Here is a 13,452-nt window from a genome sequence, read left to right on the forward strand (position 1 = left end):
CTACAAGTTATGTACTGCTTGTTTAAATTGTTTTCCACGGTCTTCGTAGTTTTCGAATAAATCGAAACTTGCGCAGGCTGGAGACAATAAAACTACATCGCCTTTTTCCGTTAATCTTTGAGCCGTTTTTACAGCATCATTCATATTATTTACTTCAACCATAATATCAACAACATTTCCAAATGCATCGATAATTTTACGGTTATCGATTCCAAGACAGATAATAGCTTTTACTTTTTCACGTACTAACGACATTAATTCGTTGTAATCGTTTCCTTTATCAACACCTCCAACAATCCATACCGTTGGCGCATTCATACTATCTAAAGCAAAGAAAGTAGCATTTACATTTGTTGCTTTTGAATCGTTGATATATTGAACGTTTTGTATTTTTAATACTTTTTCTAAACGGTGCTCAACACCTTGGAAATTAGATAGACTTTCACGAATCGTTGCATTTCTAATTTGCATCAATTTAGCTACAGAGCTTGCTGCCATGGCGTTTTTCATATTATGTTTTCCTTCTAACGCAATGTGTTCTGTATCCATTGTAAACTCTTCTTGGTTGATCTTTATTTCCATTTTGTTGTTTTTTATAGAAGCCCCTTCATCAAATTTTTTCGTCAATGAAAAAGGAATTAGTTTTGCTTTTGTTTTGTTCTTTTTTAACCATTCTGCAGTTGCTTCATCATCAGCATCGTAAATGAGATAATCGCTTTCAGTCTGGTTCATCGTTATTCGGAACTTCGAATTGATATAATTTTCATATTTATATTCGTATCGATCCAAATGATCTGGACTAATATTGGTTATAATGGCAATATCTGGTCTGTAATTTATTATTCCGTCTAACTGAAAACTGCTTAATTCAAGAACGTATGCATCATATTTGTTTTCTGCCACCTGCCAGGCAAAGCTTTTTCCGATATTTCCTCCCAATCCTACATTCAGTCCTGCATATTTCAGCAAATGGTGTGTTAGCATTGTTGTAGTGGTTTTACCATTACTTCCTGTAATCCCGATGGTCATTGCTTCTGTGTAAGGAATCGCAAATTCTATTTCCGAAATCACTTTAATTCCTGCCGCGACGAGCTTTTTTACTATCGGAGATTTATCGGGAATTCCAGGGCTTTTCATCACCACATCAGCATTTAGAATCAAATCTTCTGTATGTTGCTCTTCCTCCCAAGCAATTTTATTAATGATAAGAACTTCTTTATAACTCTCTTTTATTTTTCCAAAATCCGACACAAAAACATCGTAACCTTGTTTCTTTCCGAGGATCGCGGTTCCTACTCCGCTTTCTCCTCCACCTAAAACTACTAATCTCATTTATCTTAATTTTAGGGTAATGATTGACAATATGGCTAACATTACGGCAACAATCCAGAAACGGGTTACAATTTTACTTTCGTGATATCCCTTTTTCTGATAATGATGATGAAGCGGCGACATCAGGAAAATTCTTCGTCCTTCTCCGAAACGCTTCTTCGTATATTTAAAATAACTTACTTGAATGATTACTGAGGCACTTTCTGCTAAGAAAATTCCGCAGAATAAAACAATCAATATTTCTTTACGAACTGCAATTGCTAATACCGCAATGATTCCTCCAATAGTCAAACTTCCTGTATCTCCCATAAATACAGATGCTGGAAACGAATTGTACCAAAGAAATCCGATAAGAGCTCCAACAAAAGCCGAAATAAAGACCGTCATTTCTCCCGAATTGGGTATATACATTATATTCAGATAATTGGAAAAAATGATATTACCAGAAACGAATGTGAATATCCCGAGTGCGAGGACAGATATAGCAGAGGTTCCTGCGGCGAGTCCATCAATTCCGTCTGTTAAATTTGCTCCATTTGAAACTGCTGTAATAATGAAAATAACTACTGGAATAAACACTAACCAAGCCCATTTTTCATATCCATCTCCCATAAAAGATAGGACTTCAGCATAATCAAATTCATTGTTTTTTACGAAAGGAATTGTAGTTGCTGTAGATTTCTCTTCAATACCTGCAGGTACTATAACTGTCGAACTTGAAGCTGTTTTAAAAATATCTGCTCGACCTGTATCTGTTCTTACTGTAACTGCTGGATTAAAATAAAGAACTGCTCCAACAATGATTCCTAGACCAACTTGACCAATAACTTTAAAAATACCTTTTAATCCTTGTTTATCTTTTTTGAATATCTTGATATAATCGTCAACAAAGCCAATTGTTCCCATCCATAGAGTAGTTACAATCAGCAAAACGATGTAAATGTTGTGCAATCTTGCAAATAACAACACAGGAATAAGAGTAGCAAAAATGATTATTAAACCACCCATTGTTGGCGTACCTGCTTTTTCATTCTGACCAGCAAGACCAAGCTCACGTACAGTTTCTCCAACTTGTTGACGGCGTAAAAAGTTAATTACTCTTTTACCATAAATAGTCGATAAAAGCAACGAAAGCATAAATGCCAAAGCTGATCTAAATGTGATGTACTGGAAAACTCCTGTTCCAGGAATATCCAATGTCTTATCAAAATATTCAAATAAATAGTACAGCATATTTTCTTATTTTTTAAATTCCAATTTTGAAATCCCAAATTCCAATTGTGTGGTGGTATTTGAACTTAATTTTTTTATTTATTCAGTTGTTCTAAAATTTCTCTTACCGTTTCCATATCATCAAAATGATGGCGAACACCATTTATTTCTTGATACGTTTCGTGCCCTTTTCCTGCTATTAGAATGATATCTTTAGGCTGAGCCAATTGACAAGCTGTTTTAATTGCCTGTTTTCTATCTGTAATTCGCAGCATTTTTTTATAATTGTGAGGCTCAACTCCTTGTTCCATCTCATCCAAAATAACCTCTGGATCTTCATTTCTAGGATTATCTGAGGTCAAAACTGCTTTATCACTCATATCCGAAGCAATCTTTGCCATTATAGGGCGTTTTGTTTTATCGCGATTACCTCCACATCCAACAACAGTAATTAGCTGTTCATTTTTTGTTCGAATGTCATTAATGGTTTTCAAAACATTTTCAAGCGCATCTGGCGTATGAGCATAATCTACAACAGCAGTAATCTTTTCATTTGAAACAATGTATTGGAAACGTCCCGAAACACTTTCTAAATCAGACAGCAATCTCAATGCTTCTAAACTATCAATTCCTAGTTCTACAGCTGTTCCATAAATTGCTAAAACATTGTATGCATTGAAAGTACCAATCAGTTTTACCCAAACTTCATTATCGTTGATTTTTAGAAGCAAACCCGATAATTGGCTTTCTAAAATCTGTGCTCTATAATCTGCATAAGATTTTAAAGCATAAGTCCTTTTTATAGCGACAGTATTCTGTAGCATTACAGAACCGTTTTTATCATCAATATTTGACAAAACAAAAGCTGATTTTGGAAGTGAATCAAAAAAAGACTTTTTAACGTCTCTGTATTCTGCAAATGTTGGATGATAATCTAAGTGATCATGAGAAAGATTTGTAAAAATTCCTCCCACAAAATGCAAAGCTTCAGTACGTTTTTGATGAATACCATGAGAACTTACTTCCATAAAACAATGCGTCACTCCCGCTTCGACCATTTCATTTAAATAATGATTGATAGTCAAAGAATCTGGTGTTGTGTGCGTTGCTGGATACTCTATTTTATCTACTACGATTTTTACAGTTGATAATAATCCAACTTTAAAACCTGCTTTTTGAAACAATTGAAATAACAATGATGCAATTGTCGTTTTACCATTTGTTCCTGTTACACCAACCAATTTTAGTTTTGAAGATGGATCTTCAAAATAATTAGCCGCCATAAAAGCCAGTGCTGTATTGGTATCTTTTACTTGAATATAAGTCACATCATTTGCAATAGCTGCTGGAAATGTATCGCAAATAATCGCTTTTGCCCCAAGCTGAATTGCTTTTTCGATGTAATCATGTCCATCTGAAAGTGAACCACGAATTGCTACAAAAACATCATTTGCTTCTACTTTACGTGAATCAAATTCAATTTTCTGAATAGCCGCATCTGTCGAACCTTTTACAGATTCAATAGCTACTTTATATAATATGTCTTTTAATACTTTCACGATAATTCTAATACAATTGTTGCGTTCTTGCTAATACTGGTTCCCGCTTGAATCGATTGATTCTTCACTTTTCCCATTCCATTTACTTTTACTTTCAAACCTAAATTCTCCAGTAAAGCAATTGCGTCCATTCCAGGCATTCCTTTTAAATCTGGAATCTGATTCATTTTTTTATTTGACTCAGCAGTATATTTATCATAACTAGCATCCTGCTTTGGGATTCTAGAATCTAATTTTTTAATCTTATTTGTTGAAGGCGCGTCTGTAAAAATCTTTTGCGCTATTCTCTTAAAAACTGGTCCTGCAACATCTGCTCCGTAATAATTATTCTTAGCTGTATTTGGCTTATGAACCACTACAATGCAAGAATATTTTGGATGATCTGCTGGGAAATACCCTGCAAAAGAAGAGGCGTAGTACATTCCTTCTCTTCCTGCTTTACCATAATTAACCATCGCGGTTCCAGTTTTTCCTGCCATCGAGAAATCTTTCGAATACAGTTTAGAAGCCGTTCCTTTTTTTACCACATTTTCTAAAACTGCTTTTACTTTTTTAAGCGTTTCAGGCGAGCAAACCTTTGGATTGATTACTTCTGTATCAAACTTTTTAACCGTTTTGTTCCATTCCTTAATTTCAGACACAAATTGCGGTCTTACCATTACCCCGTTATTCGCAATCGAATTATAAAGAGCCAATGTTTGCATTGGTGTTACCGAAACCGAGTATCCGAAAGCCATCCACGGAAGTGAAATTCCTGACCAGCTTTTATCTCCAGGATGTGGAACAATTGGTCTACCTTCTCCTTTAAAATGCAATCCTAATGGCTTATCTAAACCAAAACTTTTAATATGATTTACAAACTTTGAAGGGTTGCTTTTATAATTATCATAAACCGCTTGAACCATTACAGTATTTGACGAAAGTTCGAATCCGCGTGCTAAAGAAACTTTTCCGTAACCACCATGATGCGAATCGCGCACAGACCTTCCATAATACTTAACAACACCATTATGACTATCATAAACCGTGCTTGTGTCAGCTACTTTATCTTCTAAAATCGCTATTAAATCAACTAATTTAAATGTCGATCCTGGTTCATGAGATTCTGCAATTGCGTAATTTGTTGTCTCGTAATACGATCCGTCTTCTGCTCTTCCTAAATTCGAAATTGCTTTAACATATCCCGTCTCTGTTTCCATTACCACAACGCAACCGTGATCTGCCTCGTAATCTTGTAATTGTTTCAACAAAGCGTGATGTGCAATATCCTGAATAAAAACATCTATAGTCGAAATCACATCGTAGCCATCAATTGGATCTACTTCATTTACGTCACGAATTGGTTTCCATTGTCCTTTTGCAATTTTTTGCTTTAAAATCTTACCGTCTTTTCCGTTCAAATAATTTTTAAAAGCCCATTCAATTCCTTTTCCTACTTCTACTCCCGTTGCTGGATCAATTCGGTCGTAACCAATTGTTCTCTCTGCAATTTTACCGATTGGATGCTTTCTAACTGTTTCTTGTTCCACGATGATTCCGCCTTTGAAAGCTCCTAAACTGAACAACGGAAAACCTTTAATTTTCACATACTCAGTATAACTCAAATTTCGAGCAATCAGGTAATAACGGTTTTTATTTTCACGTGCTTTTCGCAATTCTTTCTGAAAATAACTGCTTGGTTTATCTAAAACTGTTGCCAATGAATCTGACAATGGTTTTACATATTTCTCAAAAGTTTCTGTTTTTGGCGCTTTTGCATCAAAACGAATTTCATAATTCGGAATTGATGTTGCCAATAAACTTCCGTCGGCAGAATAAATATTTCCTTTATTGGCAGGAATCACAAAGTTTCTTACCGTACGCTGTTTTGCCAGTTTTCTGTAATAATCTCCGTCAACCCATTGAATATTGGTTAATTTAACAACAATAGCAATTGCCATCACAAAGATGAAAACTGCTACGAGGTAAATTCTGTAGGATATATGTTTATCGTCTACTGCCATATTCTTTTAAAGAAACTTTTTTCTTCTTCTTTTTTAACTTCTATTTTAACTGGAGGAACTGTCGATGGATAGATTTGTTTTTCTAACATTTTATCCGAAATAGTTGACTCCATTTTTAACTTCATCAATTCTGAACGTCGATCGACGAATTCAGATCTTAGCTCTTTTACTTCGTTATTTAATTTTGCGATTTCAAAAACTTTCTGTTCATATCGCTGTGTATTGGCAATCATCAAAATGGCCAGCAGAATTATAAAGACAATAAATCGCCAATTTTTTACTGCATCTTCATGAATCAGGAATCTTGCTTTTAATATGCTAAATACACCACTTTTCATTATTTCCTACCTTAATATATATTATAGCTTTTCTGCAACTCTTAATTTGGCACTTCTTGCTCTATTATTAATCTTGATTTCTTCATTATCCGGAACAATCAATTTTCCTATTGTTTTGAATGGAACTGAAAAGTTTCCGTAAAAATCTCTCTCTGGTTCTCCTTCAAACATTCCGTTCTTTATAAATCTCTTTACCAAACGATCTTCTAAAGAATGATATGAGATTACCGAGAATCTTCCTCCTGGTTTTAAAATCTCCAATGACTGCTCAATAAATTCTTTTAGAACATCCATTTCTTGATTTACCTCTATTCGGATTGCCTGATAAATCTGAGCCAGTACTTTGTTTCGAACTTTCTCTGGCAAAAACTTTTTCAGAACTTCTTTTAATTCTTCAGTCGTTTTGATTGGATAATCTTTTCTCGCCTCTACGATTGTTCTTGCCAAAACTGGTGCATTCTTCAACTCCCCATAATCAAAAAAAACACGACGCAAATCCTGTTCTTCATATTCGTTAACCACCCGATAAGCATTTAAATCATTTTTTTGACTCATCCGCATATCTAGTTCGGCATCAAATCTTGTAGAAAAACCTCTTTCAGGAACATCGAATTGATGCGATGAAACTCCCAAATCTGCCAAAATTCCATCTACTGCTTTTACTCCGTGAAAGCGCAAAAACCTTTTTATGAACCTAAAATTCTCATTTATCAAAGTAAACCTTTCGTCTGGCAATGCATTGGCAAGCGCATCTTCATCTTGATCAAATGCAAACAGCCTTCCGTTTGGCCCTAATCTTTTTAAAATCTCTTTTGAATGACCACCGCCTCCAAACGTAACATCTACATACACACCATCAGGTTTAATATTTAAACCATCTACTGTTGGATGAAGCAAAACCGGATTATGATATTCCATTGTCGTCGTCATTAATATTTCCCATTACTTCTTCGGCTAAATCTGCAAAATCCATATCTTCGCCGCTAATTGATTTCTCGTATAAATCTTTATCCCAAATCTCAACAATATTAACCGCAGATGAAAAAACCACATCTTTAGAAATACTTGCAAACGTTACCAAATCTTTTGGAACAAGCAATCTTCCTAATGCATCAACCTCAACTACTTTAACACCAGCAGTAAACCTTCTAATGAAATCGTTGTTCTTTTTTACAAAGCGATTAAGCTTGTTGATTTTTTTCATCATCGCATCCCATTCTACCATAGGATACAGCTCTAAACACGGCTGAAAAACAGAACGCTTCAAGACAAATCCGTCTTGAAGAGAAGCCGTCAACTGCTTTTTTAAAGGTGCAGGCATCATTAGCCTTCCTTTAGCATCGACTTTACATTCATATGTTCCAACAATTGTGTTCAAAAAAACTAGTTAACATGTTATACAGCAAAAATATAAAAAATATTACCACATTTTACCACTTTATACCACTTTGTTAATAAGTTTAACCACTTCTCTACCACTTTCCATAATCAGCAATCAATCAATACCTTAACTATTAATTAACAGATTCTTAAATCCATTATTCATTCGAAAAAATAATGCGCTAATTTTCTTAAAAAATTGATTATAATGCATATTTCTTAACATTTGATTATTTTAACAAATACGTGTTTAATTACTGATTTTTAACCATTTACAAATTCTACTCAAATTATCTAGTTAAAAAATGGCATCAAAAATTCATTTTTGTGTAATTAACCCTATATTTGTCGAAATTGAAATTGGCATTAGATTAGATGGACAAACACTATAAAAAAGAAGGCAAATACAGCTATTTTGAAGCTGGAGAAGGAACTCCGATCGTTATTCTGCATGGTTTAATGGGAGGTCTAAGTAACTTTGATGGTGTAGCACAATATTTCCCAACAAAAGGATATAAAGTTGTTATCCCAGATTTGCCAATATACACGCAAAGTATTTTAAAAACGAACGTAAAAAGTTTCGCGAAATACGTAAAAGATTTTATCACTTTTAAAGGGTTTGACAAAGTTATTCTTTTAGGAAATTCTCTTGGAGGACATATTGCTTTGTACCACACAAAACTTTATCCTGAAAAAGTTGCTGGACTTGTAATTACCGGAAGTTCTGGGCTTTACGAAAGCGCAATGGGAGATAGTTACCCAAGAAGAGGCGATTACGAATACATCAAAACAAAAGCCGAAGCTGTATTTTATGACCCAAAAATTGCAACTCCAGATTTGATTGATGAAGTGTACGCAACAGCTAACGACCGCATCAAATTAATCAAAACTTTAACTATTGCAAAGAGTGCAATTCGTCATAACATGGCGAAAGATTTGCCTAAAATGGATGTTGAAACTTGCATTATTTGGGGTAGAAACGACTCAGTAACTCCTCCAAATGTAGCAGAAGAATTTGATAAATTATTGCCCAATTCAACTTTATACTGGATTGACAAATGCGGACACGCAGCAATGATGGAACACCCTCAGGAATTTAATGAAATTCTTGAAAAATGGCTTACTGAAAAGAATTTATAGCCATCAAAATTTATTTTTTTAGGAGGTTTTAAAACGAGAAGGAATATGAAAATTAATACCGCCGAATTTATTATCAGCAATTCTGACGCATCAAAATGTCCGAAGGATTTTTTGCCAGAATATGCTTTTATAGGAAGATCAAACGTAGGTAAGTCATCTTTGATCAATATGCTTACCAACAATAAAAATTTAGCCAAAACATCTGGAAGACCAGGAAAAACACAATTAATTAATCATTTTAAAATCAATAATAATTGGTTTTTGGTCGATTTGCCTGGTTATGGCTACGCTAAAGTTTCAAAGAAAACAAAATCAGTTTTTCAGCAATTTATCACTGATTATTTTGAAAACAGAGAACAATTAGTTTGTGCTTTTGTTTTAATTGATATTCGCCATGAAGCGCAAAATATTGACATCGAATTTATGTCTTATATGGGCGAAAGCGAAATCCCATTCTGTATTATTTTTACTAAAGCAGATAAAATCAGTAGAACAAAAATAGATTCGCATATTGCAGCATATAAAAAGCAGATGTTTGCAAACAACTGGGCCGAAATGCCTCAGTACTTTGTAACCTCATCTACAGAAGCTACTGGAAAAGAAGAACTTTTGTCTTACATTGATCAAGTGAATCAGGAAGTTTTTAAAAACAACTCAGAATTTTAAACTCAAATTCTAAAGTTAAAAAAAACTTATACATAGTAAAAATCCCAAACTCCAAGCTTACAATTGGAATTTGGGATTTTTTTATTGGGATTTACTCGCTACAGCTTCTTCTTTGTTTTTCTTCTAAAATTTAAAGCTTTCCATTCTTTATAAATCAAAAATTGATAAAGAATATAAAAGAGTGAATTGAAAAACCAAAAATCGAGTAAAAACGGCTCTGTAAGTATTACCGAGTCAGTGTTTCCTGATAAAAAAATACCAGCACTACTCATTAAATAAATAATTAGTCCGTTACAGAAATAGAAATAATTATGCTTATCTGCTTTTAAATTTGACACAATAAAATAGAAAGCATATAACAGCAGCGGAATAGATGTTATTGTGACTTCTGCCAAATTAAATTCCCAATAAAGCGAGGGCCTATTATAATATTGACATCCTAAAAAAAGCAGCACCGAAATAAACACTATTACTATAATCTTCTTTAATCGTTTGTTTGTAAAACTTTTATAAAAAAACAAGTTTAGCGTGATGAACTGAAAAATAAAATAGTAATGCGAAAGGAAAAAATTAGAATTAGGATAAAGAATTCCGATAATATTACAAAGTAATTCTACACAAAACAGAAGAACCAAATAAACTGTAATAATACGATATAAAACATCTCTGTTTTTGCAGGTCATGTAAAAACGTATCGCATTAGCAAGTAAAAAAAACAATCCGACAAGGCTCACAAGAAAAGGAAACAGCATATAATTTGTTTTGCTTAGACAATTTACAAAATAAAAAATCCCAAACCCAATCTTTAAGATCAGAATTTGGAATTTAATTTATCATGAGATTTAACTACTTCGTAAGTTCTAGTTTTTCTGCAAAGTAATCGCAAAAATCCTTCATCGTATCAGACATTTTTTCATCATCTGTTGCTCTTTTAAAAGTATCAGACATTGCCACTAAAGTCTGGTGAAAGAAAATTTTCATTTCGTCTACCGGCATATCTTTTGTCCATAAATCAATACGCATTGTTTCTTTTGCTTTGCTGTCCCAAATTGACAACATTATCGCTTTTGCCTCTTCGGCTTGAACTCCACCATCTTGCGCACTCCATGTTAATTTTTCAGGAACGCGGTTTTCATCCAATTCTATATTAAATCTAATCTCTGAGTTTATATTTGCCATTATTTTTTAGGTTTATATTTTGATTTTTCGAAGATTTCTTTTGGCTCAATCTTAAACAATTCTGCCAAAGAAACATTACTATTATTTTTCATGTAAGAACGTACCATCTGCCAGCCAATCCAAGCTCCCACTCGACCTGGAGAATCGTTATCTATTTCTAAAAAGAATTTAGAAAAAGGAGCTGGAGCGATAAATCTTGCTTTCAATTTTGGATCATCGCTGTACAACATTTCATTTTCTATAAAATAGCGCCACATATACGCTTCGTTTTCCTCGCACCATTTTATTTGCTCAGGAGTATACCCCATTTTTTCTGCATCTGTATATTCAGGAATAAGCAAATCTTTTGCATAAAGACGCTTCCCTTCAAAAACCATTTGAGCAACCAAACTCTTGTCTACAGAATTTGGAATATTTCGATAAGAAAAACTAGAAACCACATCTGGCATAATTTGTCTTTCTTCAAAATTCTCTTTCAGGTAATTTGGAAACTCATAAAATTTATGATTTTTTCCTAAATACAATTCCAAAGCCACAACTACAAGACTGTCTGCATAAATCGATTTTGCATTATAGTCCATTTCTCCAATAACGGTGATTACCTTAGGAATTTTGGTTTTAGGAAAATAATATTTTACGTGTTGAAAAAGCTCATTAAACTCTTTGCGAACAGGTTCAAAATTGCCATATTTTTTCTGAACTTCATCATAAACTTCTCTCCAAATAGGATCATTCATTTTCTGAATCCAGATATTATCATCGTTGCCAGGAAAGAAAAACGGATACTGTTTTTTTATTTTCGCCAGATCTTCCGGTTTGGTTTCAAAAAACACTTTATCAAATCGTTCTACTTTAACATCAACAGGAATTTCTTCTACTTCTTTTTCAACCTTACTTTTTTGGTTGCAAGACAAAAAAAACAGGCATAGAACCACTGCAAAGCGATAAATTTTCATTTTATTTTAATTAGATTTGTGTTATCAGAATTTTAAGCAGTTGCATACTCAAAATAATTCTGCAAATATACATCCCTGCATCTTAAAACTTAAACTATTATGGCTAAAAAAAGCACAATTCAGACAGAAAAAGTAAATACGCACATTGTAGAGTGGTTAAAAAATTACGCTGCTAATGCAAAAGTAAATGGTTTTGTAATTGGAATCTCTGGTGGTGTAGATTCTGCAGTAACTTCAACTTTATGCGCACAGACAGGACTGAATGTTTTATGTGTAGAAATGCCAATTCATCAGGCAGAAAGCCAAGTTTCGAGAGGAAGAGAGCATATTGAACAGTTAAAAAACCGTTTCCCAAATGTTTCTGATGTTAAGACCGATTTGACAGAAACTTTCGAATCATTTAAAAATGCTGTACCTACAACAGATGATGCTGCAAAACTAAGTTTGGCTTTGGCCAACACGCGCGCACGTATCAGAATGACTTCTTTATATTATTTGGCAGGAATTCATGGCTTACTTGTTGCTGGAACAGGAAACAAAGTAGAAGATTTTGGTGTAGGTTTTTACACAAAATACGGAGATGGCGGCGTAGATTTAAGTCCGATTGCTGATTTAATGAAATCTGATGTGTACGCATTAGGAGAATTTTTAGAAATTCCGCAATCAATTTTAACAGCAGCTCCTACCGACGGGTTATTTGGAGACAATCGTACAGATGAAGACCAATTAGGAGCAAGTTATGATGAATTGGAATGGGCAATGTTAGCCGCGGAGTCAGGAAAATCGGCATCTGACTTCGAAGGGAGAGAAAAATCTGTCTTTGAAATTTATAAACGACTAAACACCAACAACAAGCATAAAATGGATCCAATTCCAGTTTGTTTGATACCAAAAACGTTAAAATAATACATTTTAACATTCTCTGCGAGTTATTACAGAATTTATTTATTAATTTTACCATTCCAAAAACATGAACAATTCTAAAAAAGGTAAAAATTATGATTAAAGTATGTCTAGCAGACAATCATCCTGTGACGCACTTTGGCGTTAAGTCTTATTTTAAAGACCACGATCAAATTTCAATTGTTGCCAATGTCGGCAATTTTTCAATGGTTAGAGATATCCTTCAAACGAAGGAAATTGACATTTTAATTCTAGATTTAGAGTTAGAAGGTCTTTCAAGTATCTTTGAAATTAAATCAATCTTGAAAAATTTCCCAAAAACAAAAATTGTTATTTTCAGTGATCTTGCTGAGCAAATGTACGCTCCAAACGCAATTAAAGCAGGAGTTTCTGGGTATGTACACAAAACAGAAAAACTTGAAACATTAGGTCATTCTATTATTAAAGTACACGAAGGAAAAATTATCATCAACGAAACAGTACGCAAAAACATGGCACTTATCGCTAAACAAAGCAAAAGTGAGCGTCTGTACAGAAAACTTTCTAACCGTGAAATCGAGGTTTTACGTTATTTAAGTGATGGTAAGAAAAACAATGAAATCTCTAAAATCTTAAATCTGAACGAAAAAACGATCAGTACTTACAAACTAAGATTATTGACTAAATTAAACGTTACAAATTTGGTTGACTTAGTTAACAAAGCTAAGACTTTAGAAATTATTTAATCAAAAATCGAAAATCTTAGCCTTTTAAGAGAATCGAAAAACTTTATAAAACTCTATCT

Annotated in this window: 13 protein-coding genes; 4 read left to right on the plus strand and 9 right to left on the minus strand. The window is 33.7% G+C overall.

What is annotated here, in order from left to right:
• From murD to JC605_RS00340, 7 genes are all read right to left on the minus strand, one after another.
• Positions 1-1,332 carry a UDP-N-acetylmuramoyl-L-alanine--D-glutamate ligase gene (gene murD / locus JC605_RS00310; RefSeq protein ID WP_198854346.1) on the minus strand — a complete coding sequence of 444 codons (1,332 nt, stop codon included), beginning with the start codon at positions 1,330-1,332 and terminating at the stop codon, positions 1-3.
• Positions 1,333-2,565 carry a phospho-N-acetylmuramoyl-pentapeptide-transferase gene (gene mraY, locus JC605_RS00315; protein WP_198854347.1) on the minus strand — a complete coding sequence of 411 codons (1,233 nt, stop codon included), beginning with the start codon at positions 2,563-2,565 and terminating at the stop codon, positions 1,333-1,335.
• A 74-nt stretch (positions 2,566-2,639) separates the two neighbouring features.
• Positions 2,640-4,103, minus strand: a complete 1,464-nt coding sequence (locus tag JC605_RS00320; protein ID WP_198854348.1) for a UDP-N-acetylmuramoyl-L-alanyl-D-glutamate--2,6-diaminopimelate ligase — start codon at positions 4,101-4,103, stop codon at positions 2,640-2,642.
• Positions 4,100-6,106, minus strand: a complete 2,007-nt coding sequence (locus JC605_RS00325) for a penicillin-binding protein (RefSeq protein ID WP_198854349.1) — start codon at positions 6,104-6,106, stop codon at positions 4,100-4,102. The genes JC605_RS00320 and JC605_RS00325 overlap by 4 nt, the downstream gene beginning before the upstream one ends.
• Positions 6,097-6,444, minus strand: coding sequence for an FtsL-like putative cell division protein (locus JC605_RS00330; RefSeq protein WP_198854350.1), 348 nt, complete (start codon positions 6,442-6,444; stop codon positions 6,097-6,099). The genes JC605_RS00325 and JC605_RS00330 overlap by 10 nt, the downstream gene beginning before the upstream one ends.
• Positions 6,445-6,465: 21 nt before the next feature.
• Complete coding sequence (gene rsmH / locus JC605_RS00335; RefSeq protein ID WP_198854351.1) at positions 6,466-7,374, minus strand: 16S rRNA (cytosine(1402)-N(4))-methyltransferase RsmH; 909 nt, start codon at positions 7,372-7,374, stop codon at positions 6,466-6,468.
• Entirely contained in the window at positions 7,349-7,822 is a 474-nt protein-coding gene (locus tag JC605_RS00340; RefSeq protein WP_179001379.1) for a division/cell wall cluster transcriptional repressor MraZ, read from the minus strand. Before JC605_RS00340 ends, rsmH begins: the two co-directional genes overlap by 26 nt.
• Positions 7,823-8,199: 377 nt before the next feature.
• Here JC605_RS00340 and JC605_RS00345 point away from each other — a divergent pair, with 377 nt between their 5' ends.
• Together JC605_RS00345 and yihA are read left to right on the plus strand one after the other, a co-directional pair.
• Positions 8,200-8,964, plus strand: coding sequence for an alpha/beta fold hydrolase (locus JC605_RS00345; protein ID WP_198854352.1), 765 nt, complete (start codon positions 8,200-8,202; stop codon positions 8,962-8,964).
• Between the two features lie 45 nt (positions 8,965-9,009).
• The gene (gene yihA / locus JC605_RS00350; protein ID WP_198854353.1) at positions 9,010-9,630 is read left to right on the plus strand and encodes a ribosome biogenesis GTP-binding protein YihA/YsxC; all 621 of its coding nucleotides are present in this window, start codon (positions 9,010-9,012) and stop codon (positions 9,628-9,630) included.
• Between the two features lie 846 nt (positions 9,631-10,476).
• Here yihA and gldC read toward each other — a convergent pair.
• The gene (gldC, locus tag JC605_RS00355; RefSeq protein WP_164515351.1) at positions 10,477-10,809 is read right to left on the minus strand and encodes a gliding motility protein GldC; all 333 of its coding nucleotides are present in this window, start codon (positions 10,807-10,809) and stop codon (positions 10,477-10,479) included.
• On the minus strand, positions 10,809-11,765 hold the full coding sequence (gene gldB, locus JC605_RS00360) for a gliding motility lipoprotein GldB (protein ID WP_198854354.1): 957 nt from the start codon (positions 11,763-11,765) through the stop codon (positions 10,809-10,811). The genes gldC and gldB overlap by 1 nt, the downstream gene beginning before the upstream one ends.
• Before the next feature lie 99 nt (positions 11,766-11,864).
• Between gldB and nadE the strand changes: the two genes are divergently transcribed.
• Both nadE and JC605_RS00370 read left to right on the plus strand, forming a co-directional pair.
• Positions 11,865-12,671 carry an NAD(+) synthase gene (gene nadE / locus JC605_RS00365; RefSeq protein WP_198854355.1) on the plus strand — a complete coding sequence of 269 codons (807 nt, stop codon included), beginning with the start codon at positions 11,865-11,867 and terminating at the stop codon, positions 12,669-12,671.
• Positions 12,672-12,763: 92 nt separating this feature from the next.
• The gene (locus JC605_RS00370; RefSeq protein ID WP_008467169.1) at positions 12,764-13,393 is read left to right on the plus strand and encodes a response regulator transcription factor; all 630 of its coding nucleotides are present in this window, start codon (positions 12,764-12,766) and stop codon (positions 13,391-13,393) included.
• Positions 13,394-13,452: the final 59 nt, after the last annotated feature.

The organism is Flavobacterium sp. IB48 (assembly GCF_016405855.1).
GTDB lineage: Bacteria > Bacteroidota > Bacteroidia > Flavobacteriales > Flavobacteriaceae > Flavobacterium > Flavobacterium ginsengisoli.

Coding starts and splice junctions, on each gene's coding strand:
- murD (WP_198854346.1), bottom strand. CDS start 1,332: ATGAGATTAGTAGTTTTAGGTGGAGGAGAAAGCGGAGTAGGAACCGCG.
- mraY (WP_198854347.1), bottom strand. CDS start 2,565: ATGCTGTACTATTTATTTGAATATTTTGATAAGACATTGGATATTCCT.
- JC605_RS00325 (WP_198854349.1), bottom strand. CDS start 6,106: ATGGCAGTAGACGATAAACATATATCCTACAGAATTTACCTCGTAGCA.
- JC605_RS00330 (WP_198854350.1), bottom strand. CDS start 6,444: ATGAAAAGTGGTGTATTTAGCATATTAAAAGCAAGATTCCTGATTCAT.
- rsmH (WP_198854351.1), bottom strand. CDS start 7,374: ATGACGACGACAATGGAATATCATAATCCGGTTTTGCTTCATCCAACA.
- JC605_RS00345 (WP_198854352.1), top strand. CDS start 8,200: ATGGACAAACACTATAAAAAAGAAGGCAAATACAGCTATTTTGAAGCT.
- yihA (WP_198854353.1), top strand. CDS start 9,010: ATGAAAATTAATACCGCCGAATTTATTATCAGCAATTCTGACGCATCA.
- gldC (WP_164515351.1), bottom strand. CDS start 10,809: ATGGCAAATATAAACTCAGAGATTAGATTTAATATAGAATTGGATGAA.
- gldB (WP_198854354.1), bottom strand. CDS start 11,765: ATGAAAATTTATCGCTTTGCAGTGGTTCTATGCCTGTTTTTTTTGTCT.
- nadE (WP_198854355.1), top strand. CDS start 11,865: ATGGCTAAAAAAAGCACAATTCAGACAGAAAAAGTAAATACGCACATT.
- JC605_RS00370 (WP_008467169.1), top strand. CDS start 12,764: ATGATTAAAGTATGTCTAGCAGACAATCATCCTGTGACGCACTTTGGC.